Genomic DNA, 23,132 nt, shown 5'->3' with positions numbered 1-23,132 from the left:
GCCGTATGCGATGAAAGTCGCTCGTACGGTGAAGGCTCGTTATAAAACTTAGAGATAGAGAAGGATAAGACGAGAATAGTACAGTTTTAAACTCTGCCAAAAACACAAGTGGGTCAGTAATTGCTGTGATATTGAGTGGAACAGATATCCCATTACCTAACGATCAACAGTTAAATAATGTGAATGTAAATGGAGGAAGTACTACTTTTACAGTTCAACAATCAGGAACTTATGAACTTGAGTATCATGTTTATCTCACGACACCTTTATTGGTAAATTCTAGAATAATGTTAAATGGCACTGAACTGCCAGATAGTGTGATAGTACCAGTAACAGCTATGGATCATTTAACTAAAAAAGCTACAGTAAACTTAAACGCTGGTGATACTTTAAGTTTGCAATTATATAATCTTTTGGGTGTAGCTATTTTAACTCCTGGTGATCCGACTAAGGTTACTTCATTGAGTATTACAAAGAAATAAATTTTACAAAGGACGCTCATATTGAGTGTCTTTTGTTTTGCCTTCCACAACTATCTGTGGAGGGCTTTTATATTGGGAAAAGGGAAGTGTTCATATGGAAAAATGGATTGCTGTAGTAAGTGGAACAATAGGCACTATCATTTCATATTCAGTGGATGGTCTAGGAATGGCAGTTACTGTTTTGATTGGAATTATGGCTATTGATTACCTTACAGGAATTATGGGTGGTATCGTTAATCAAAATTTAAACAGTCGTACAGGCTTCAACGGTATCATTCGAAAAATTTATTACTTAATGCTAGTTGGCTCAGTTTACTTATTATCCGTTGTAATTCCTGGCATCGAGTATGCAGGGGATGGGGCAGCTATTGCATTTTGTGTACTAGAATTCATTTCAATTACAGAAAACGGAACAAAGATGGGCTTGCCAATGCCTGACTTCATTAAAAATATTTTAGCAATCGTGAAGGATAAAACAGGAGAGGGTGAGGTTAGATGAGCTACGTATTTAAACAGACTTTTTTACCTTCAAACAAGTATTCATTAAAGGCTCCATATACCATGGCACCACAGTTCATTACCGTACACAATACAGCCAATGATGCAATAGCAGAAAATGAAATTTCGTATATGATTGGCAATAATAAGATTATATTCAACAAGCAGTCGATAAGGGTTTGATTGATAAATCTTGGTTAGTTAAATTCGAAAATGGTACTATAACGAGTGGTGATTTTGAAGGCTTGATAATTATTATTGCACAGCGTAGTAATTAAAATGTAAAGACCAAGATAGCTTAATTGATACGCTCCCTATTAGGTAGACAGATGAAAAAATAAAATCTGTTTATCTAAGGGGAGTATTTTTTATGGGGCGAAGCAAACATCCACTCGAGTTGAAACTACATATCCTTCAATTGTTCGAAGAAGGTCACTATTCTATCAATGAATTGTGTGAAAGGTTTTCAATAGATCGTCAAACTTTTCATAGATGGAAAATGAAATTTGAGGCAGGTGGACGTGAAGGATTACAAGAAGCCACTTCATGTAAGTTCTATTCAAAAGAGTTAAAATTAGCGGCTGTGGAGGACTACATTCAACGAAATTATTCACAGATGGAGGTGTTGGCGAAATACGAGATTAGCAGTACCTCCGTTTTAAAAAGCTGGGTAAAAAAGTATACTAGTCATAGTGAAATAAAAGATTCAGGTAAAGGAATGAGTCAAGCTATGACAGAAGGAAGAAAGACAACTTTTGAAGAACGTATTGAGATTGTCGAGTACTGTTTGAAGCACCAGAAAAAATTATCAGTTGGCAGCGCACACCTATGGTGTTTCGTATCAACAGGTATATCAACGGACGAAGAAATTTGAAACGAACGGTGAAGAGGGATTACGTGATCGTCGTGGTCTCACAAAAGATGAAGTCGAATTAACCGTTGAGGAGAAATTGAAATTAGAGATTCAACGTATTGAACGTGAAAATGAACGTTTACGTGTAGAAAATTTATTTTAAAAAAAGTTAGAGGAAATCGAAAGGAGGCGTCGCTAAGCCAAGTACGTCTACAGCAATGCTATTTAGCGATTCAAGAATTACATAGAAAGAACTTTCGATTCTTTTACTATGTGAAATAGCTGATGTTTCGCGTTCAGCTTACTATAAGTGGCTAAGTCGCAAGCCTTCTAACAGAGAAGTTGAAAATGAAGCAATTTTAAAGGACATTCATCTCCTTTACCAACAAGTAGATGGTATTTACGGCTATCGTCGTACAACGTTGACCATCAATCGTCAGCGAAAAGAAAATAATCAAACGATGGTTAACGAAAAGCGTATTTATCGTTTAATGCAGATTAGTGGATTGAAGTCTGTTATTCGTAGAAAGCGCAAGCCTTATCGTAAATCCCCAGCACATCATGTGGCGGAGAACGGATTAAATCGAGCATTTACATCGAAAAAGCCAAATGAAAAATGGTGTACAGATGTCACAGAGTTTAAGTATGGAAATGGGAAAAAAGCTTATTTAAGTGCAATTATCGATTTATATGATGGTTCAATTGTGAGTTATGTGTTCGGTCATTCGAATAATAATTCCCTTGTTTTCAAAACAATAAAATCAGCTATTCAATCATTACAATCAGGCGAACAGTCATTAATACATAGTGATCGAGGTTTTCAATATACATCGAAGGAATTTAAGCGAATTGTGGAAACTGCCAATATGACACAGAGTATGTCCCGTATTGGTCGATGTATTGATAACGGACCAATTGAATCATTTTGGGGCACATTGAAGTGTGAGAAGTACTATTTAGATAAGTACAATTCATATGAAGAGTTAAAACTAGCGATTGATGATTATATTCATTTTTATAATTACTATCGTTATCAGAAACGATTAAGCGGCTTGAGTCCGTTAGAATTTAGGACTCAAGCCGCTTAATACATTTTTATTATTTCCACTGTCTACTTGACGGGGGGCAGTTCATAATTGCTTTCTTGGTCTATATTTATTTTTATTCTTCTACATTATTTTCAATTAACTGATACGCCTGTAAAAGTTAAGGAATCAGGATCCCTGATAACCATTGAAACAAAAACATCCCCTTTTTTATATTTAACTGCATGGTATGCAATTCCGTCTAATTCGGAATCTCCTTCCTTTTTAATTTTCCACCCATTCTTCATTATAATAAGTTTATAATCGATTGGGATTCTTTTACCAGAAATTCTATCCCATGTTATTATATATGAACTTACTGAACCAATTTTGCCTTTAGATTTTATCTCCACATCTTTTGGTACTGGAAAACCATATAAGAATTCTTCTTTTTCATATCTTGAGTCTATAATATTGGTATATATATAAAATGTTCCTACAGCTACTACTAATGCAAGTGCAACGACAATTGCTATTTTTTTCATCACAGTGAACATTCCAAACGAGAGAAAATCTGTTTCGGTTGGGGCTTTGTTTTGGACTTCGTTTCGTATACTCCCTGATAATTCTCTAGATTCTCTAGTTTTTCTCGTTGAAGTATCTTCAAAAATCGTATTACAAAATTCACATTTCACAAATACTAAACCATCTCTATATACTTTCTTAAAAGGATTACTGGCTAAACAATTAGGACAATTATTCATTTTTATTCACCTCAATATATCTAACTACTATTTCCATTTTAGGTAATTAGATATGTTTTGTACATAGAAATAAAAGTGGGTCATCGATTTTATTGAAGGGAATTAACCTAAAATGTAGAAACATCTATAAAAAGGGGTGAAGATTATGAGCTATGAAGTAATAGTGCCAGTGAAATTTTTATTCAAACGTAAGCCTGATAATGTACCAATTATAGGTTTATCAAGCCTGCATTTAACTCACGAAGAACATGAAGCACTAACAGATGATGTAGCTCTATACCTTTTAAAATAACAGGGTTACAACGTAATCAGAATGGTCCATAGAGATGAGAATATTATAGCTGTAAATTTCAAAGAAAGATTTTAAAGGTTATCAAATACGATAGCATTTTTTATTTCCAGAAATTTTATCTTGTCAAAATACAAACGAATGTTCTTATTGAGGGGATGGAGTTGTATGTTGAATCCTGAACAACGGCGACTATTTCATAAATTTTTAATTCTAGAAATGGCAGTTCAATCATTACAACGTGATTTCTCAGTAATTGAAAATTTGAAAATGAGTAAAGTTTATTTACCCATCCTCGAAAAATTACTAAAAGACATAACCCAAGATTATTACCATTCAAAAAGATTATTGGTAAAAGACAAAATAAGGTTAGTAAGGATAGAGAAGATTGACGAGTATTTTAGTGATGTCCAAATTGCAACAGCTGGTAATGATGTTGTACTCAGGTATGCTAATATGGCTCTTAAAACACAAGTAGAAAAAACAAGTAGAAAAATTATTAATCAGTCATTAAAATAAAAATCACGCTTTAAAATGAAAATCAGTACCTGGTAAAATTTATAGGTATTATTCTCGGAAGAGTCTACACATCACGCTAAGTAATAGAGAAATAAAAATAAAAAGTGTTGAATTAAAAAAGAATTTCTCCAAATGTATTTACGCTCTTGTTAGTTATTTGTAATAATAAAATTGTATCGATATTGTGGGATGTTGTCAGTACATAAAAAAATGCCACAGGATGTGGCAAAGAAATAATATTAACTTTAAGCACTTTAAATTTTTTCTTCTATATTATATAAAAAAGTACTGACCACACTTTTTTACATTTTCATTTTACTAACTGGGGTACCTTTTTTTAAAAAAACTACGAGTACCCCAGCAAGTGCCCCACAAAGTGCCCCAGTTAAATACATTTAAATACACTTAGTTAGAAAGGTATAGAAACACTCATAAAAACAAAACCTTGATATTATGCACATCAAAAAAATAAAAACATCAGGATAGCAACCAAGGTCATAAGTTATGCTTATCAAAAAAGATAATATTAATGTAATTTACTTATGAATATAAATGCGTTATCATGGGTATTGGAGAAAAGATGCTACACTTTTATAAAGCCTTTTCAAAAAGATATATTTAGGGGGATCCGCAAATGGCACAAGGTAATTTACACAACAGCCGCGCATCATTCGAAGTAAATGGTAAAACTTACAATTACTATGATTTAGCTGCGATTGAAAAAGCTGGCGTTGCAAAAGTTTCAAACCTTCCTTACTCAATTAAAGTTTTATTAGAATCTGTTTTACGTCAATATGATGCATATGTAATTAAAGAAGAGCACGTAAACGAATTAGCAAAATGGGGCAATGGTGCTGATCCAGAAGCAGAAGTACCATTCAAGCCTTCTCGCGTTGTATTACAAGACTTTACTGGTGTACCAGTAGTTGTTGACCTTGCATCTCTTCGTTCAGCAATGAAGGAAATGGGCGGCGACCCAAGCAAAATCAACCCTGCTATTCCAGTTGACCTTGTAATTGACCACTCAGTACAAGTTGACAAATACGGTAATGCATCTGCACTACAAGCAAACATGGACCTAGAGTTTGAACGTAACGCTGAGCGTTATAACTTCTTAAAATGGGCTCAAACTGCTTACAATAACTTCCGTGCTGTACCACCAGCAACAGGTATCGTTCACCAAGTAAACTTAGAGTACTTAGCTCCAGTTGTACACGTAAACGAAAATGCTGATGGCACATTCGAAACATTCCCAGATTCAGTAGTAGGTACTGACTCTCATACAACTATGATCAACGGAATTGGCGTTCTTGGATGGGGCGTAGGTGGTATCGAAGCTGAAGCAGGTATGCTTGGTCAACCTTCATACTTCCCAATTCCAGAAGTTATCGGTGTTAAATTAGTGGGCGACCTTCCAAACGGAACTACTGCTACTGACTTAGCATTAAAAGTAACACAAGTATTACGTCAACGTGGCGTAGTTGGTAAATTCGTTGAGTTCTTCGGACCTGGCGTATCTAAATTACCACTAGCTGACCGTGCGACAATCTCAAACATGGCTCCTGAATATGGTGCTACATGTGGTTACTTCGCAATTGACGAAGAATCATTAAACTACATGCGTTTAACTGGTCGTGACGAAGAGCACATCGCGGTTGTAGAATCTTACTTAAAGTCTAACCACATGTTCTTCGATCCAACTTTAGAGCCAGTTTACACTGATGTATTAGAAGTAAACTTAGCTGAAATCGAACCAAACCTTTCTGGTCCAAAACGTCCACAAGACTTAATTCCACTATCTCAAATGCGTTCTCGTTACAAAGAAGCAGTAGTGGCACCACAAGGTACACAAGGTTTCGGTTTAACAGAAGATGAATTCGCAAAAACATCTGTAGCAAAATTCGCTGAAGGCGATGTAGAAATTCCAACAGGTGCTGTTGCAATCGCTGCGATCACTTCTTGTACAAATACATCTAATCCATACGTATTAATTGCTGCGGGCTTAGTAGCGAAAAAAGCTGTAGAAAAAGGTCTAACAGTACCTAAATGGGTTAAAACTTCTTTAGCACCAGGTTCTAAAGTTGTAACTGGTTACCTTGAAGATTCAGGTTTACAAACTTACCTTGACCAAATCGGTTTCAACACTGTAGGTTACGGTTGTACAACATGTATCGGTAACTCAGGTCCATTATTACCTGAAATCGAAGATGCAATTAAAGAAAATGACTTATTCGTAACATCAGTTCTTTCTGGTAACCGTAACTTCGAAGGTCGTGTACACCCACTTGTAAAAGCTAACTACTTAGCTTCTCCACCACTTGTTGTTGCTTATGCACTTGCTGGTACAGTGGATGTTGACCTACAAAAAGATTCATTTGGTAAAGACAAAGATGGCAACGAAGTATTCTTCGCTGATATCTGGCCTTCAACTGAAGAAGTTAACGCAGTATTAGGTACTGTAGTTAACCGTGAATTATTCCAAAAAGAATACGAAACTGTATTCACAGCGAACGAAAAATGGAATGCAATTGAAACATCAACTGAGTCTCTATATACATTTGATGATAAATCAACTTACATCCAAAACCCACCATTCTTCCAAGGTCTTGCAAAAGAGCCAGAAGCTATCAAAGGCTTAGACGGCTTACGCATTATGGCGAAGTTCGGTGACTCAATCACAACTGACCATATTTCTCCAGCTGGTGCCATCGGTAAAGATACACCTGCAGGTAAATATTTAATTGAAAACGGTGTTGCTATCCGTGACTTCAACTCTTACGGTTCTCGTCGTGGTAACCACGAAGTAATGATGCGTGGTACATTTGCAAACATCCGTATCCGTAACCAAGTTGCTCCAGGTACAGAAGGTGGATTCACTACTTACTGGCCAACAGGCGACGTAGAGTACATCTATGACGCATGTATGAAATACCAAGAGCAAGGTACTGGCTTAGTCGTACTTGCTGGTAACGACTACGGTATGGGTTCTTCTCGTGACTGGGCTGCGAAAGGTACATTCCTACTTGGCGTGAAAACTGTTATCGCACAATCTTACGAGCGTATCCACCGTTCTAACTTAGTAATGATGGGTGTTCTTCCACTTCAATTCATGCCAGGTGAATCTGCTGAAACTCTAGGCTTAACTGGTAAAGAAGAAATCTCTGTAAACATTACTGATAACGTGAAACCACGTGAAATCTTAACAGTAACTGCTAAATCTGAAGACGGCACAGTTAAAACTTTCCAAGCTTTAGCTCGTTTCGACTCAGAAGTAGAAGTAGACTACTACCGTCATGGTGGTATCCTACAAATGGTTCTACGCGCAAAAGCTGCTGAGTAATCATAACATTCACAAGCCGATCTCTTAGGAGGTCGGCTTTTTTGTTTGCTCATGAAATCCTTATGAAGTCATGGAGAGAAAAGGAGAGAACAGCCAAAGTGACGGATAAAACGGAGAAAGTGACGGATAGCGGGGCAAAAGTGACGGATAAAGCCCTAAATGTGACAGAGAGAAAAACCAATAAGCTTGAAAATTTCCAAATACATAGCATTTTCCCAAATGTTTATATAAAATTAAAGGGTAAGCCTTTAAATTTTTACATAAATGGGGGAAGAGTTATCATGACAAAGAAAAAAAGTAAGTTTTTTATGGCGGCAACTTCGGCGGTGGCCATTACGGCGGTTGCTGTTGTACCTGCATCGGCAGCTAGTCCATTTAAAGATGTAAGTGAAGATTATGCACATTATAAAAGTATTTCAACATTATATGCAGCTGATATAATTAATGGTTTTCCGGATGGAACATTTAAACCAACACAGGATGTAACACGCGGACAAGCAGTGAAGATGATTGCGGTGGCTTTCGATCTTACAACAACGGATGTAGAAAATCCGAATTTCAAGGATGTCGATTCAACTAGTCCATACTATAAGGCGATTGTTACATTGGTTAATTTAGGTGTTGTAAATGGCTATGAGGATGATACTTTCAGACCTGATGAGACGATTACGCGTGGACAGATGGCGGTTATGGTGGCACAGGCAACAGGCTTAACAGCAGAAGGAAAAAGTCCATTTACGGATGTACCTCAAACTAGTCCATTTGCAGATGCTGTAACGGCATTGCATGAAGCAGGAATTGCGAAGGGCGTGACGGCAACAGAATTCGGGGTGGATAAAAATGTAACGCGTGGTCAGTTAGCGACATTTATTGTTAACGCCTTAGGCTTAGAACAGCCTTCAACTGGGGAAGATAAGGAGCCGGTAACGGAAGAAAAGCCTGAAGCAAACGATCATGCTTTACTAGAAGAAGTGTTCACGAAAGCATTAGCTAAGCAAAAAGAATTAAAAAGCATGAAGGCTACAATGACAATGTCGCAGTCAGTAGAAGCAAAAGATGGTCAGGAAACCATGAAAATGGATTCTAAAGGCAATATGAAGATGGAGATTGTTACAGAACCGATGCAATTCTTTGCAGATGGTACGATGTCATTAACAGAGCCAACAAGCGGTGAAGCGATTAATTTGCCAATTAAAATGTATATGACGGCTAAAGATGGTATGTATATGTATGAGGCAGAGCAGAAGGCTTGGGTAAAATTCCCGAAACAATTATTTGAAGATGTTCTCAGTCAAACAGGCATGCAGCCAGATGCAGCGGAACAATTAGAGATGCTTCAATCATTTGCTGAGGATTTCACTTTAAAGGAAACAGCAGACCGTTATGAATTAACCTTGAAAGGTTCTGGTGATAAATTCACAGAGTTGGTGAAGCAGCAAATTGGTGCCATGGATTTAGGAATGGATGCTGATTTGGATGGACAATTAGGCAATATGTCTTTTGATAGCCTTACTTACAAATTAGTGATTAATAAAAAGACATTTAATGTTGAAGAGATTGCTATGGATATGTCATTAAGCATGAAAGTAGAAGGCAATACGATTAAAACAAAACAGCAAATGAGTATCAAATATCATGATTTCAATGCAGTGACGACAATTACAATTCCAAAAGATGTGCTAGACAATGCGAAGGAAATCGATTTAAGCACACCTGAAACAGTGCCACCAGTAAGCAAATAATAGTGAATTTAAAAGTAGGTTACGCCAAATACATGGCGTAGCCTACTTTTTTATCAATTAATGAAAACCCATTAGGTCTTTTACTCTTGCTGTATTGGTGGTAGATGTCAGTGTTTCTAGTAAGCGAAAGGCTACATCAAAGGCTGTTCCTGGGTTGGAGGAAGTAATAATATGATCTGTTTGCACAATTCGCTCGTTGACAATAATCGCACCGTAGCTTTCTAACTGTGCTAATCGTTTACTAGTTGGATGGTTATAGGTTGTTGCCTGACGATTGTGGAGTATACCACTATGTCCCAATATTAAGGAAGCTACACAGATCGTTGCAATTGGCTTTTGCTGTTCATGAAAATGCCGGACAACCGTTTGAAATTCCTCGCTAAAGGCATCCTCATAAAAGCCCGCTTCCTCAAAGCCACCTGGGATAGCCAAAGCCTCAAAGTCTGCTAAATCAATGTTATGGAGTAATTTTTCAGGAGCGACCTTAAAATTCCATGTGCATTGAAGCTGTGTATGTAATCCTACAGTGACAACCTCTGTTGATCCATCACCCTCCCATTTATTCCAACCTAGTACATCTGTAAAAACACTTGCTTCCACAGCCTCAAAGCCATTTGCTAAAAGTAACATTATTTTTTTCATTTGTTTCTGCCTCCTTTATGCTTTTATTGTAATCAAAGAAGCCAACCAAAAACAGAAGCTGTATAATGTATTTTAGATAAATCTCCTTATTAAAACAGGAATTATACGAAAAGAACTTGATTAAGAAAGGTGATTAATGGTGGATCAAATTGATACTCAAATTTTACAGCAGTTACAGCAGAATGCCAAAATCTCGATGAAGGAATTAGCCGCTACCGTTCATTTATCTTCTCCTGCAGTAATTGAACGCGTCAAAAAACTCGAGGAACAGGGTGTGATTGAAGGATATCACGCTAAAGTGAACATCAAAAAAATGGAGCGTACCATTCAGGCAATTATTTTATTTAAATCCATCGATTGTAAAAGCCTATCTGCTTTTTGTAATAGCCACCCGGATGTTCTTGAATGTTATCGTGTAGCAGGGGAAATCAGCTATATTGTTAAACTGGCAACCTATTCAGTAGAAACATTAGAGCAATTTATTGATGCGACCATGCCCTATGGTACACCCTCCACGAATATCGTATTATCTTCAAATGAAAAAAAGGTGATCACGCCATTTACGGGTCTTAACGATAATATGTAAGCTTCATGAGACATCGGCTGTTTTGAAAGGGTGATTGAGTGGAAGTGCCCTATAGCGAGACGATTGGCAAAGCAGTATCGACTAACAATTTTCAATAAGGGAGTCTGTTTTAAATAGCAGGCTCTTTTTTGTTTGTAGCCAAGCTTTTCTTCTTTGCTGGATTCAGTTACAATAGTTGTAATAATTTTCTAGTGAAAGGTTTGATGAGTTGATATTTGCTCTATTGGACAATGCGACTGCTTTTTTCCTAAGCCTGCCACTCCTACTCATTTATTTGAAAAGTAAGCCACAGGAAGAATCCACTTGGCGTTGGTCGATGCCATTATGGATTTTCAATTACTTAGGCATTCGATATTTTGTTTCGTTTGGAGAATTGTTTTGGGTAGTCCTATGTTGGCAGTTACTATTTTTGTGGCCCTTAAGTATTGCAATGTATATTCATTTATTCAATAAAGAAAAGAATTGGGCTTTTTACATAGGTTTGAAGAAGAAATATGTACTTATTGTAGGGTCCTTCATGGTTCTATTCGGTGGTACTCTAGTCTATTCACTATTTCAGGCAAATCACCAGGTTATTGCTTTTCATCGACAGGTAATGGCGGAGATTGAGTCAAATCCAGATCGTCAGGATTATTTGATGCACCACACAATTGCGCCTTCCACACTTCTGGGTGTAGCAGATGATATAGCTGAGGTTCGCAAGGGGAAAATAGTTGCTTCCACATTACCTTGGCGTAGCAAGGTAATAGTGCACATGGACAATTGGCAAAAGGAATTTACATATGTCCGTTTTTACGATGGTTGGAAGTTAGATGGGCTCTACAGTGAGAACATAACAATAATGAACAAAGGGGAGTCTGACAATTGATACAGAATATATTGATAGCAGGGGATTTAAAGGATAAGCTAAGCGCAATAAAACAAGGTCAAACAGCATGGGAACAAGTGAATCAAGAACAGCTTTTACAGTCTATGCTAGCCCATATCGGCTCTACTGACAGTGAACTAAGAGATACTTATATTTATAGTAGCTTCTATGAATGGATACTAGAAAAAAATCTGCTGGATCATCGTTGCTTGACTAAGCTATGGCATTATTGTTTGGATCATTTATTACTGAATGGTATTGAGGAAGAGGAATCAGATGGGGTCTTTACTCGTTCCTTTACGACTTTATTAGTAGCGCTTATATTAGCAAGAGATTTAAAGGATAACTTTTTATCGCAGGACAGCATAGAGGAAGGTCAAACAAAGTTACTGGCCTATGTAAAAGCTGAAATGGATGTAAGGGGCTTTGTACCTGGCAAGGGATGGGCGCATAGTGTGGCACATGTATCAGATGCGATGGATGAACTTGTGAAAAATCCTAAAATAAAGAAAACTGCCTATGATGATATGTTACATGCCTTATGGTCCATGTATTTACAGCCTCATTATATCTTTATCCATGATGAGGATGAAAGGCTGTTAGTGCCCATTTTTGCGATGTTGGAGCGAGGATTAGCACAAAATGAAGTCGTCCAATTAATACAGCAAATGCCAGCAACCTTATCGACATTAAAAGACCAATTGGATGAAGCGAATTTTTATATTATAAGGTTTAATTGTAAAACATTGCTAAAGAGCTTTTTTATTCAAACGAATCACCAAGCTCAATATGCATCTTTACATCAAAGCATTGTCACTTGTCTAAATGAAATTAATTAAGATTGTCCACCGTTGACAGACAATTGGTAATTTGATAAGATGAGTGACAATAAAAGCATACAAATTCGTTGATGAGAAAAAGTAATGTTTCATTTTGTTCTACAGAGAGCCGACATTTGGTGGAAGTCGGTGTGCAGGTGTTACATGAAAATCCTCTCTGAGAAGGTTGGCTGAAAATAGTAAGCTAACTCGGGTGTCTACCGTTAAAAAGAACACGTATGATAGTACGTTGCTGAGTGCTATTGACTAAGATGTCAATAGAATTAGGGTGGTATTCGCGGTTAACCCCGTCCCTTTCCTTGGGACGGGGTTTTTTGTATGCCTTTTATACAAAATAATATTGTATAGGAGGAAATAAAATGAAAGCAGAACAAAAGAAGGAAACGACGCTTGAACGAGAAACTCGGATACGGGCATTGTGGGAGCAAGAGGGAACGTTTTTAACTTCCGTCACAAATCGAGCTGGACAGCAACCCTTTGTATTTTATGAGGGACCACCAACAGCAAATGGTTTACCACATGTCGGGCATGCCTTTGGTAGAACGATTAAAGATGTAGTGGCCCGCTTTAAAACCATGCAAGGGTATTTAGTTGAACGAAAAGCAGGCTGGGATACACATGGTTTACCTGTAGAACTAGGTGTAGAAAAGGCATTAGGTATATCAGGGAAGCAGGAGATTGAGAATTATGGAGTGGAGCGTTTTATTCAAGCGTGTAAAAATAGTGTTTTTACCTACGAACAGAAATGGCGTTCCTTTACAGAGCAGCTTGGCTATTGGCTGGATATGGATGATCCATATCTCACATTAAGTAATGACTATATAGAATCAGTGTGGCATATTTTAAGCCGTGTTCATAAGGAACAACTTTTATATAAAGGGCATCGAGTTTCACCATATTGCCCGAGTTGTCAAACATCCTTAAGCTCACATGAAGTAGCACAGGGCTATAAGGATGTGAAAGATTTATCTGTCACAGCCATGTTTAAGCTTGCTGATCGTGATGAATACTTCTTAGGCTGGACAACAACACCATGGACATTACCTGCTAATGTGGCATTGGCGATGAATCCATCTCTACAATATGTACGAGTAAAGCAAGGGGATCAAGTGTTTATTCTAGCCAAATCATTGGTATCAAAGGTTTTCACTGAAGCTGTGGAAATTTTAAGTGAGCATACTGGGCAGGAATTTGCTGGTGTGTCGTATCAACCATTATTTTCATATGTAACTGTTCATCCAGGTCATGTTGTCGTGATGGCTGATTATGTCACTGAGAATAGCGGTACAGGGATTGTGCATATTGCTCCAGCGTATGGGGAGGACGATTATAAAACAGTTCAACAGCATGGCTTGTCCTTTGTCAATGTAGTGGATCTGAAAGGCTGTTACACAGAAGAGGTGCCAGAGCTAGTCGGACGCTTTGTGAAAGATTGTGATGTGGACATTATAAAAATGCTTGCGAAAAAGGAGCTCTTATTTAGTAAAGAAAAATATGAGCATAGCTACCCGCATTGCTGGCGATGTGATTCTCCATTATTGTACTATGCAACGGACAGCTGGTTTATCAAAATGACCGCTTTAAAAGAGCAGTTATTACAAAACAATCAGCAAGTGACTTGGTATCCTAATCATATTAAGGACGGTCGATTTGGCCATTTTCTAGAAAATATAGTGGATTGGAATATAAGCCGTAACCGCTATTGGGGTACACCGTTGAATGTCTGGATTTGTCAGGATTGCGGGCATGAGGAGGCTCCCAACAGTATCGCAACGTTAAGAAAATTAGCCAAGGGAGATGTCGAACAACAAATCGAGCTTCATAAACCATTTATTGATGAAATTGTTTGTATTTGTCCTACTTGTCAAGGGGATATGACGCGTACACCAGAGGTAATTGATGTATGGTTTGACAGCGGCTCAATGCCTTTTGCTCAGCAACATTATCCTTTCGAAGATGTTAAAACTTTTCACAATCAGTTTCCAGCAGATGTTGTAATTGAGGGGATCGACCAAACTCGAGGTTTTTTCTATAGCTTATTAGCGGTATCGACGTTATTCACAGGAAAGCCAGCTTATAAACAGGTGTTATCATTAGGGCATGTGTTAGATGAACATGGACAAAAGATGTCAAAAAGTAAAGGCAATGCTTTAGAGCCTGTAGAGCTAATAGAGCAATATGGAGCAGATGCATTACGTTGGGCGTTTTTAGTTGATAGCTCGCCTTGGAATCCAAAGCGTTTTTCCAAAAAGATTGTGGTTGATGCTAAATCAAAGCTAGTGGATACATTGGAAAATACCTTTAAGTTTTATCAGCTCTATGCCAACATTGATGAATTTACGTATGATGCTACAAATACTGGTACACGAACATCTTTAGATCAGTGGATATTGTCCCGACTGCATCATACAATCCAGCTTGTGACAACTGCTATGGATGAATATCAATTTACACATGCAACTAGGGAAATTGCACAATTAATGGAAGAGCTAAGTAATTGGTACATTCGTCGATCCCGTGCCAGATTTTGGGCACATGGGCTGACTGCGGATAAACGGGGCGCATTTAGTACCCTTTATGAGGTTTTAACGAACATTTGCCGATTACTTGCACCATTCACACCCTTTATCACAGAGGATATTTACCGACAATTAACAGGCAAGAGTGTGCATATAGAAGACTATCCAATCTACGACGAAAAACTAGTGAATCACCAGCTTGAACAAGAAATGGCTACGGTTTTAACAGTTGTAGAGCTTGGCAGGAGTATTCGTAATAGTCAGGGGATGAAGGTTAAACAGCCCTTAAGTGAGCTTATTGTTGCCATATCTGGAGAGCTGACAGATTATCAAGCCTATAGCGAGCTAATTCAAGAGGAATTAAACATGAAAGTTTGCAAATGGACACATGATTTCTCTGCATATGAAAGCATCCAATATAAGCTTAATTTTAAAACAGCTGGTGCAGCATTTGGTTCAAAGGTCAATCAAGTAAAGTCGTATATGATGACGTTAACGGATCAAGAGAAAGAACAGCTACAGCGAAATGCGGAATTACCAATCATGTTAGAAGGGCAGCAGCTAAACTTGTTATCAAGCCATGTCATAGCTGAAGCGATTGTGAAAGACCACTATATTTTAGCTGAAGATAGCACTTGCCGTGTATTGATGAATGTTCAACTAACCGAGAGTTTGCTACAAGAGGGGCAAATGCGAGAATTAATTCGGTTCATCCAAGATTCTCGTAAAAAGTGGCAGCTGTCTGTTGAACAATATATATCGATTGCCTTTCGCGGTAGTGAAGAGGTACTTTCCATCATTCAGCAGCATGAAGCGTTATTACAAGCCAATGTATTAGTCAAATCCATACATTATGGTGAAGAACGGACAGAGGGGAGATCGGCAGAAACAGAGCTATTTGATGAAAAGCTCATGGTTTTTGTCTCCTTATAAAAGAAATGCTCAGGAGAAATCCTGAGCATTTTCTATGTAGGTTACAGGAAGCCAAAAGCGAGATAACAAGCTGTTGCCCAAATAAAAATGGCTGAGCATTTATTAAAAATACTCATCAGATTACCAGAGCTATCGAGCTTTTGGAAAGAGGCTCCGGTTAAAGTAAGGCCGAAAAACCATAGCCAAGAAATGAGGACACATGCCGTAGTGAAGATGATTTGCTCTGTACCACTATATTTTAAGGCACTTGTGCCAATGACCCCAATCGTATCTAATATGGCATGTGGATTCAGAAGTGACACAGAAAGTGCGAAAAGAATTTGTTTTTTTACGGGAAGTGCTTCACTCGGATCGGCAGTTGCTGGACTAGAGCGCCAAATCGTATAGCCCATATAAAGTAAGAACAATATACCAATCGACATCAAGGTAATACGTAACCAGTCAAATTGTAGGACGATTAATGATAGACCAAAAACCGCCAGTAAAATTAACATTGTGTCGCAAATAGCAGCTGTCACACTTGCTGGCAGAGCGCGCCATATAGTTGGCTGTGTAGCACCTTGTGAAAAAACAAAAACATTTTGTACACCTAATGGCAAAATAAGACCGAATGCTAAAATGATGCCATGAAAAAATGCTTCCAACGATTAATCCCTCCTTTCTTTATTCATTTTAGCTATGGTATAACTAAAAGAAAACGACCAATTGGATGGTTTTTTATCCACCCAATTTTAAATGGAAGGTGATGACCATGAGCTGGCAGCCAAATAGACAAAGTGACAGCACATTACAGCAACAAATTGTTCAATGGGTAACAGCACAAGTCGAAAGAGGTGATTGGGCAGCAGGGACCAAACTACCTACTCAAAGACAGTTGGCCATGCAATTTGGCGTGAATCGCAGTACAGTTCAACAGGCTTTAGAGGAACTAAAGGCGATGGGCGTCCTTGAAGCAACGGTAGGCTCAGGAGTTTATGTCACAAGCAATTCCTGGCATGCTCTCCTTCAACAAACACAGCCAAACTGGCAAAACTATATTGAAACGAGCCTGCATAAGCCAAATTACCATACGATCCAATTAATTAACGAATATGAGCAGCGAGATGATGTGATTCGATTAGGAACAGGAGAACTAGCACCGAGTCTGTTACCAACAGAGGAAATGGAAGCTTCCCTAAGGGAGCTTTCATTGCAGCCCAAAACATTAGGCTACTCATCCCCACAGGGCAATGACGAACTCCGGGCAGCTATTTGTGATTATGTAAAGAAACGAGGGATTGAAGCGGAGCCTCAGAACGTTTGTATTGTCTCTGGCGCACTACAAGCTTTACAGCTAATTGCCGTTGGTTTATTAGAGCAAGGGTCCTTCGTCTTTCAGGAACCAACCTCCTATTTGAATTCTGTTCATCCTTTTCAATCGGTTGGAATGCAAATGATTGGGATACAACGTGATGAACAGCTTGCTCAGACGCTGTCTCAAAGGAAGCGAAAAAAACAAGCCGTGTTTTATGCCATTCCTACCTTGCATAATCCAACTAACTATGTATGGACATCTTTGGAAAAAAAGCAGCTCTATGAGGTTTGCCAAGCAGAACGCATTCCTATAATTGAGGATGATGTTTACCATGAATTGCTTTTTGAGGACTCATTACCACCGATAAAGGCAATGGATAGTAGTGGACAGGTTCTTTATATTGGTAGTGTCTCGAAAACCTTAAGCCCTGGATTACGCATTGGGTGGCTAATTGGACCAACGACAGTTATTGAACGATTAGCGGATATAAAAATGCAAACAGACTATGGCTCCAGTGCTATTTCACAAGAAATTGTGCTGCATTGGCTACGGTCAGGAAAATATGAAAAACATTTAATACGTTTACGTCAACAATTACAGAATCGTGCTGATTTTACAGAACGAATTTTACAGGAAAAATTTAGAGGGGTGGCTGACTGGCATAAGCCAAAGGGAGGCTTTTACATTTGGCTTAAGTTCCACAAGCCTGTTATCGATAAGGATTTCTTTCTCAAGCTATTACAGCGTCGTGTTTTAATTAACCCAGGCTATATTTATGATCTTCAGGATCAGCATCATATTCGATTATCCTATGCCTATGCAACCTACGAGGAATTGGAGGAAGGCTTAGAAATTTTGCGTGAATGTGTGATGGAGGCTACGGATATTTTGTAACGCACGTACATGATGGCTGCACAGTTTGCAAAAAGTAAGAGTTGAATTCAAAATCAGTGAAACGAAATAATAGGTGAAAACCGTCCCTGAAAGTAAAGTGCATAATCCAAGCTGTATACCCATACATTTTAGAGAATCATAGCATTTTAGTTCGATTTCTAACATAAAGAGGTGAATAATTGGAAAATATGTCGTCAGGTTATTTTCAGGTGCCTCAGCCTATGCGTAGTGATGGGGCAGGAGGCATAGATAAAGGGCCACGCGATATTATGCGAGATTTAGAAAATCCTGATATGCTGGTGCCGCCGACAACAGATGCAGGTTTGATTCCAAACCTACGATTTTCATTTTCAGACACGCATATGACCTTGAATCAAGGGGGCTGGTCGCGCGAAATTACGGTCCGTGAATTACCAATTGCGACAACAATGGCAGGTGTTAATATGAGTTTGACACCGGGGGGCGTACGTGAGCTACACTGGCATCAGCAGGCAGAGTGGTCTTATATGCTATTGGGGCACGCGCGTATTACGGCAGTCGATCAAAATGGCTGTAACTTTATTGCGGATGTAGGTCCAGGGGATTTGTGGTATTTTCCACCAGGAATTCCTCATTCCATACAGGGATTAGCGGGTGGCTGTGAATTTTTATTAGTCTTTGATGATGGGAATTTCTCTGATCTCAATACACTTTCAATTTCTGATTGGTTTGCTCATACGCCAAAGGAAGTGCTGTCAGCGAACTTTGGTGTACCGATTAGTGCCTTTGACGATATTCCGAGTGAACAGGTGTATATTTATCAAGACAATGTTCCTGGATCGATTGACTCGCAAAAAATTCAATCTCCCTATGGTAAGGTGCCACAAACCTTTAAGCACCGTTTACTAGCTCAGCCACCCTTGAAAACACCAGGTGGCAGTGTCCGTATTGTTGATTCGACCAATTTCCCAATCTCTAAAAATATTGCGGCAGCATTAGTGGAAATTGAGCCTGGGGCAATGCGGGAGCTGCATTGGCATCCGAATAATGATGAATGGCAATATTATCTACAAGGAAAAGGGCGTATGACGGTATTCACTGGGGATGGAACTGCACGAACATTCGATTATCGTGCAGGAGATGTCGGCTATGTGCCGTTTGCGACCGGTCACTATATTGAAAATACGGGTACGGAGCCATTATGGTTTTTAGAAATGTTTAAAAGTGACCGTTTCCAGGACGTCTCTTTAAATCAATGGATGGCGCTAACACCAATCGAACTGGTACAAAGCAATCTACACGTTGGTCCGGAGCTAATACAAGCGCTAAGAAAAGAAAAGTGGCCTGTGGTGAAATATCCTGGATTTTCCTATTATCCGAAATGAAAAACGCAGGTGAAGTAATTCTCACCTGCGTTTTATATTAATATTGATATTTGCTACGTGTCATGAGCAATATAGCGATGGCTGGAACGGTACAAATTAACATAGCTGCAAAGGACAAACCAGGCGATATTTCGTATAAATAGCCTCCCAAAAATGTCAGGATGGCTGTGCTTAACCCCATCGCTAATGCAGAATATATACCCTGTGCGTTTGGAATTTGCTCCTTTGGTAGGGTTTGCGTTAGATAACGAATAAAAGCAAAATGTGCCAGAGCAAAGGAGAACGCATGCAAAGTTTGAGAGGCAATAAATACCCAAACATTTGGGAATATAAATATTAGTAACCAACGAAGAGAAGACCCGCTAGCTGCTAACAGTAATAAAGAAGAAGAACGCCATTTCGTAAATAATGTATCGGCCTTCATAAAGTATAAAATTTCACAAATAACCGCGATGTTAATAATCATGCCCATATAAAATGGATCTACATGTAAGTCTTCCAAGTATATATAACCGTAGCTATAATAGGAGGCATGTGCACCTTGCAATAAAATAACAATGAATAAGACAATAGGGAAGCCTTTAATATTCCATAGTGTTTTCATGGACAATGATTTTGCACGTTGCTCTTTTGTCGGAACAAGTAGCAATTCCTTTGGTGTAGCGAATAGCTGCATAAGCAACATGCCAATTAAACCAATGATCATGCTCCAAAAGATAATGTTTTTACCGAATACTCCTGTTAGCATACTAATAATTAATACGGCAATAACAAAGCCAAAGGAACCATAGGAGCGGCTTTTACCATAATGAATGTTGCCATATTGGACAAGCGTTGCGGCACTACTTTCTACAGCTGGTAACAGTGCTGGGTAAAAAATACTAAATAAAATAGTTACAACTAATAATGCACTAAAGCCTGAACTAGGTATGTACAGCAGTGCTGTCAGAAGAGCACCGACTGCTAAAATGGTAATGAGTCGTTTATTATTTACATATTTAGCAAGCGTAGGGAAGAAGAAAAGATTAGACGTGGCACGGGCGAGTAACCCACAGCCCATTACAACGCTTGCCTGCGACACAGTCAGATGTTTAGCATCCACAAGCCACCCTGTCCAGTAGGGTAAGAATATGCCCCAAGTAATAAAAAATGTAAAGAAATTTTGAGAAAGCCATCGTTGATTATTCATAAATTTACCGTACCTCCATTTAACTATGTTGAATAATAGCACGTTCATCGCTACAATAATGTGAGATATCTCATATTTTTCAGAGGAGAGAGTAAAAAATGCATATTCTAACAGCAGAAAATCGCACCCATTATCTCGAAAAATATCCGATCCATGACTTTTTCTCATTTGATATTGATCCCTATTTAGAAGTTTGTGAATTTGATAAAGGAGAATGGATTTTCCAGGAAGGCTCCTTTCCAGAAACATTGTATTACATGATTGAAGGCAAGGCGAAGCTTTATATGACGCATAAGAATGGCAAGGTTTCGCTTATCGAATATTTAGAGGGGCCTTTATTTATGGGAGAAATTGAATTGTTAAATGAGGCAAGATATACGAAGGGAATTCAAACAGTAACGAAGACAATTTGTTACTCCATTACTCAGTCATGTAAGGAAAAGTTACTTGCTGATGTATTATTTTTACGCCGACTTTGCGTATTTTTAGGGGAAAAGGCAACAAAAATGACCTCCAAATATACACAAAATCAGGCATATCCTTTTGAAAGTCGTTTAGCAGCATTTATTCAATTATCGGCTGATCAGGGTGTCTATAAGGAAAAACATACAGAAATCTGTGAGTATTTAGGGGTTTCCTATCGCCATTTATTATATGTATTGGCTCAGTTTTGTGAGGAGAAAATTTTAGAGAAACGCAAGACTGGCTACCATATTATTGATGAAAAACGCCTCGCACAATTGGCTCAGGAGATTCAGTAGTTGGGGAATTAAAATTAGGAGGAGCATGATCTAGACTCGATAATACTGTTCTTCAGACTTCAAGTTAAGAAGTCATGGCTAGATTTGTTGTATTCGCTTTTTTTTATGAGCCAGCGAGCAATTTCCTTACCGCTATTATAAAAGTCGACTTCATTAACCCTGTTTTTTTGGATGGATTTGTCTAAGGTGTCTTCCGAAACGTCAAAAGGTAGAACACCGATACATAAATGTTTGTTTGGTGAAAAACTTTCAAGCGGTTTCCTTACAGTTTGAATCGCTTCACTGTTGTGATCCACAGAATTTTGTGTCATATGGAATGCAAGTAGTTCTCCTTGTGCCGTTGTTGTGCTTAATGAGTAACCAGTACTTTTCATTCAACATGCCCCCTTTTGTCGTTACATTTATTGTACAAGACTGGTTCGAAAAATAGCCGTCATTTACAAGGCTTTAACGAAAACTTAAAGGTTCATGGAATATTTAGTAATTTGTAACCGTATTCATACCATCATTGGATAAAAATCATAGAAAACTGATATATATTCTTTCAAAAAAACTCATACTCAAACTATTGTGAATTTTTCTAACACGAAGTATTATTGTAGTTAGATTTAACGTGAAGGTATTCACAAAGTCGCGTAATCGTGAGGAGGAATTTTAATGAGTGCAATTCGAGTAGGTATTGTTGGTTATGGAAATTTAGGTCGTGGTGTGGAGTATGCTATATCACAAAATCCAGATATGGAAGTAGTAGCGGTGTTCACACGTCGAGACCCTTCAACAGTAAACGTAGCTAGCAATGCGAGCGTATATTTAGTAGAGGACGCTGAAAAATTCCAAAATGACATTGATGTTATGATTTTATGTGGGGGCTCAGCAACAGATTTACCAGAGCAAGGTCCACATTTTGCTCAATGGTTTAATACAATTGATAGCTTCGATACACATGCGAAAATTCCTGAATTTTTCGATGCGGTTGATGCAGCAGCTCAAAAGTCTGGCAAAGTATCTGTCATCTCAGTTGGTTGGGATCCAGGTTTATTCTCATTAAATCGTCTATTAGGTGAATCTGTATTACCAGTTGGTACAACGTATACTTTCTGGGGAGATGGTCTAAGTCAAGGTCACTCGGATGCAGTTCGTCGTATTGAAGGCGTTAAAAATGCTGTGCAATACACTTTACCAATTAAAGAAGCAGTAGATCGTGTACGTAACGGTGAAAATCCAGAGCTAACAACACGTGAGAAACATGCTCGTGAATGCTGGGTTGTACTAGAAGACGGCGCAGATGCGGCAAAAGTAGAACAAGAAATTGTGACAATGCCTAACTACTTCGATGAATATAATACAACTGTAAACTTCATTTCTGAAGAAGAATTTACAGCAAACCACACAGGTATGCCACATGGTGGTTTTGTGATCCGCAGTGGTGATAGTGGTGCAAACGATAAACAAATTCTTGAATTCTCATTAAAATTAGAAAGTAATCCAAACTTCACGTCTAGTGTTTTAGTCGCTTATGCACGTGCAGCACACCGTCTAAGCCAAGCTGGTGATAAAGGGGCGAAAACAGTATTTGATATCCCATTCAGTCTGCTTTCACCAAAATCAGCTGCTGAATTACGTAAAGAATTACTATAATCATAGAACAAAAGCCCGATTATCATTATTTGATAGTCGGGTTTTTTATTTATTTCCATCAAAGCTATAAAAATATGGTAAACTGTCAATAAT

At 38.3% G+C, this 23,132-nt stretch carries 19 protein-coding genes, 2 pseudogenes and 1 other annotated feature; of the genes and pseudogenes, 16 read left to right on the top strand and 5 right to left on the bottom strand.

Annotated elements, in window-relative coordinates; translation table 11 throughout:
* Positions 1 to 104: 104 nt before the first annotated feature.
* The 4 genes and pseudogenes from MKY80_RS12295 to MKY80_RS12280 all read left to right on the top strand — a co-directional run.
* Positions 105 to 482, top strand: a pseudogene (locus MKY80_RS12295) (collagen-like triple helix repeat-containing protein); the annotation flags it as partial.
* A 94-nt stretch (positions 483 to 576) separates the two neighbouring features.
* Positions 577 to 981, top strand: coding sequence for a phage holin family protein (locus MKY80_RS12290; RefSeq protein WP_089987019.1), 405 nt, complete (start codon positions 577 to 579; stop codon positions 979 to 981).
* Positions 978 to 1,163, top strand: coding sequence for a hypothetical protein (locus MKY80_RS12285; RefSeq protein ID WP_276526274.1), 186 nt, complete (start codon positions 978 to 980; stop codon positions 1,161 to 1,163). The genes MKY80_RS12290 and MKY80_RS12285 overlap by 4 nt, the downstream gene beginning before the upstream one ends.
* A 187-nt stretch (positions 1,164 to 1,350) precedes the next feature.
* A pseudogene (locus tag MKY80_RS12280) lies at positions 1,351 to 2,921 on the top strand (IS3 family transposase).
* A 92-nt stretch (positions 2,922 to 3,013) separates the two neighbouring features.
* Here the strand turns inward: MKY80_RS12280 and MKY80_RS12275 are convergent.
* A complete protein-coding gene (locus MKY80_RS12275; RefSeq protein WP_342529462.1) occupies positions 3,014 to 3,622 on the bottom strand; it encodes a hypothetical protein in 609 nt (202 codons plus the stop codon).
* Between the two features lie 145 nt (positions 3,623 to 3,767).
* On the opposite strand from MKY80_RS12275, the gene MKY80_RS12270 reads away from it, so the two are divergent.
* From MKY80_RS12270 to MKY80_RS12255, 4 genes are all read left to right on the top strand, one after another.
* Complete coding sequence (locus MKY80_RS12270; RefSeq protein ID WP_170844215.1) at positions 3,768 to 3,914, top strand: hypothetical protein; 147 nt, start codon at positions 3,768 to 3,770, stop codon at positions 3,912 to 3,914.
* A 165-nt stretch (positions 3,915 to 4,079) separates the two neighbouring features.
* On the top strand, positions 4,080 to 4,430 hold the full coding sequence (locus MKY80_RS12265; protein WP_170844214.1) for an aconitate hydratase: 351 nt from the start codon (positions 4,080 to 4,082) through the stop codon (positions 4,428 to 4,430).
* Positions 4,431 to 5,064: 634 nt separating this feature from the next.
* Positions 5,065 to 7,770 carry an aconitate hydratase AcnA gene (gene acnA / locus MKY80_RS12260; RefSeq protein WP_008178676.1) on the top strand — a complete coding sequence of 902 codons (2,706 nt, stop codon included), beginning with the start codon at positions 5,065 to 5,067 and terminating at the stop codon, positions 7,768 to 7,770.
* Positions 7,771 to 7,832: 62 nt separating this feature from the next.
* Positions 7,833 to 9,512 carry an S-layer homology domain-containing protein gene (locus MKY80_RS12255; protein ID WP_342529458.1) on the top strand — a complete coding sequence of 560 codons (1,680 nt, stop codon included), beginning with the start codon at positions 7,833 to 7,835 and terminating at the stop codon, positions 9,510 to 9,512.
* 57 nt (positions 9,513 to 9,569) lie between these two features.
* Here the strand turns inward: MKY80_RS12255 and MKY80_RS12250 are convergent, their stop codons facing one another.
* Positions 9,570 to 10,154 (bottom strand): DJ-1/PfpI family protein, encoded by a 585-nt coding sequence (locus MKY80_RS12250; RefSeq protein ID WP_342529456.1) that lies wholly within the window; start codon positions 10,152 to 10,154, stop codon positions 9,570 to 9,572.
* A gap of 139 nt (positions 10,155 to 10,293) precedes the next feature.
* On the opposite strand from MKY80_RS12250, the gene MKY80_RS12245 reads away from it, so the two are divergent.
* The 4 genes from MKY80_RS12245 (at position 10,294) to ileS (ending at position 15,899) form a co-directional block, all read left to right on the top strand.
* A complete protein-coding gene (locus MKY80_RS12245) occupies positions 10,294 to 10,740 on the top strand; it encodes a winged helix-turn-helix transcriptional regulator (RefSeq protein ID WP_171364930.1) in 447 nt (148 codons plus the stop codon).
* 223 nt (positions 10,741 to 10,963) lie between these two features.
* Positions 10,964 to 11,608 carry a hypothetical protein gene (locus MKY80_RS12240; protein ID WP_342529454.1) on the top strand — a complete coding sequence of 215 codons (645 nt, stop codon included), beginning with the start codon at positions 10,964 to 10,966 and terminating at the stop codon, positions 11,606 to 11,608.
* Complete coding sequence (locus tag MKY80_RS12235; protein ID WP_171364928.1) at positions 11,605 to 12,447, top strand: DUF2785 domain-containing protein; 843 nt, start codon at positions 11,605 to 11,607, stop codon at positions 12,445 to 12,447. The genes MKY80_RS12240 and MKY80_RS12235 overlap by 4 nt, the downstream gene beginning before the upstream one ends.
* A 59-nt stretch (positions 12,448 to 12,506) precedes the next feature.
* Positions 12,507 to 12,745, top strand: a binding site (T-box leader).
* 61 nt (positions 12,746 to 12,806) lie between these two features.
* On the top strand, positions 12,807 to 15,899 hold the full coding sequence (gene ileS, locus MKY80_RS12230) for an isoleucine--tRNA ligase (RefSeq protein ID WP_342529450.1): 3,093 nt from the start codon (positions 12,807 to 12,809) through the stop codon (positions 15,897 to 15,899).
* Between the two features lie 41 nt (positions 15,900 to 15,940).
* On the opposite strand, the gene MKY80_RS12225 is transcribed toward ileS, so the two are convergent.
* Positions 15,941 to 16,543 (bottom strand): LysE/ArgO family amino acid transporter, encoded by a 603-nt coding sequence (locus tag MKY80_RS12225; RefSeq protein ID WP_107922621.1) that lies wholly within the window; start codon positions 16,541 to 16,543, stop codon positions 15,941 to 15,943.
* Between the two features lie 107 nt (positions 16,544 to 16,650).
* On the opposite strand from MKY80_RS12225, the gene MKY80_RS12220 reads away from it, so the two are divergent.
* Both MKY80_RS12220 and MKY80_RS12215 read left to right on the top strand, forming a co-directional pair.
* The gene (locus MKY80_RS12220) at positions 16,651 to 18,087 is read left to right on the top strand and encodes a PLP-dependent aminotransferase family protein (RefSeq protein ID WP_342529448.1); all 1,437 of its coding nucleotides are present in this window, start codon (positions 16,651 to 16,653) and stop codon (positions 18,085 to 18,087) included.
* A gap of 188 nt (positions 18,088 to 18,275) precedes the next feature.
* Positions 18,276 to 19,451, top strand: a complete 1,176-nt coding sequence (locus MKY80_RS12215) for an oxalate decarboxylase family bicupin (protein ID WP_153062682.1) — start codon at positions 18,276 to 18,278, stop codon at positions 19,449 to 19,451.
* A 37-nt stretch (positions 19,452 to 19,488) separates the two neighbouring features.
* On the opposite strand, the gene MKY80_RS12210 is transcribed toward MKY80_RS12215, so the two are convergent.
* Complete coding sequence (locus MKY80_RS12210; protein ID WP_089987383.1) at positions 19,489 to 20,640, bottom strand: MFS transporter; 1,152 nt, start codon at positions 20,638 to 20,640, stop codon at positions 19,489 to 19,491.
* Between the two features lie 98 nt (positions 20,641 to 20,738).
* On the opposite strand from MKY80_RS12210, the gene yeiL reads away from it, so the two are divergent.
* Positions 20,739 to 21,401: a transcriptional regulator YeiL gene (yeiL, locus tag MKY80_RS12205; protein ID WP_008178698.1), complete on the top strand. Its 663-nt coding sequence runs from the start codon at positions 20,739 to 20,741 to the stop codon at positions 21,399 to 21,401.
* Between the two features lie 59 nt (positions 21,402 to 21,460).
* Here the strand turns inward: yeiL and MKY80_RS12200 are convergent, their stop codons facing one another.
* Positions 21,461 to 21,775, bottom strand: a complete 315-nt coding sequence (locus tag MKY80_RS12200) for a hypothetical protein (RefSeq protein ID WP_008178700.1) — start codon at positions 21,773 to 21,775, stop codon at positions 21,461 to 21,463.
* A gap of 283 nt (positions 21,776 to 22,058) precedes the next feature.
* Here MKY80_RS12200 and MKY80_RS12195 point away from each other — a divergent pair, with 283 nt between their 5' ends.
* On the top strand, positions 22,059 to 23,039 hold the full coding sequence (locus MKY80_RS12195; RefSeq protein ID WP_036126156.1) for a diaminopimelate dehydrogenase: 981 nt from the start codon (positions 22,059 to 22,061) through the stop codon (positions 23,037 to 23,039).
* The last annotated feature ends 93 nt before the right edge of the window (positions 23,040 to 23,132 follow it).

Origin of the sequence: Lysinibacillus sp. FSL R5-0849, from assembly GCF_038595075.1 — a bacterium.
Taxonomy (GTDB): Bacteria; Bacillota; Bacilli; order Bacillales_A; family Planococcaceae; genus Lysinibacillus; species Lysinibacillus fusiformis.
Note: the sequence above shows the minus strand (reverse complement) of the source record. Positions and strands in the feature narration are given on the sequence as shown.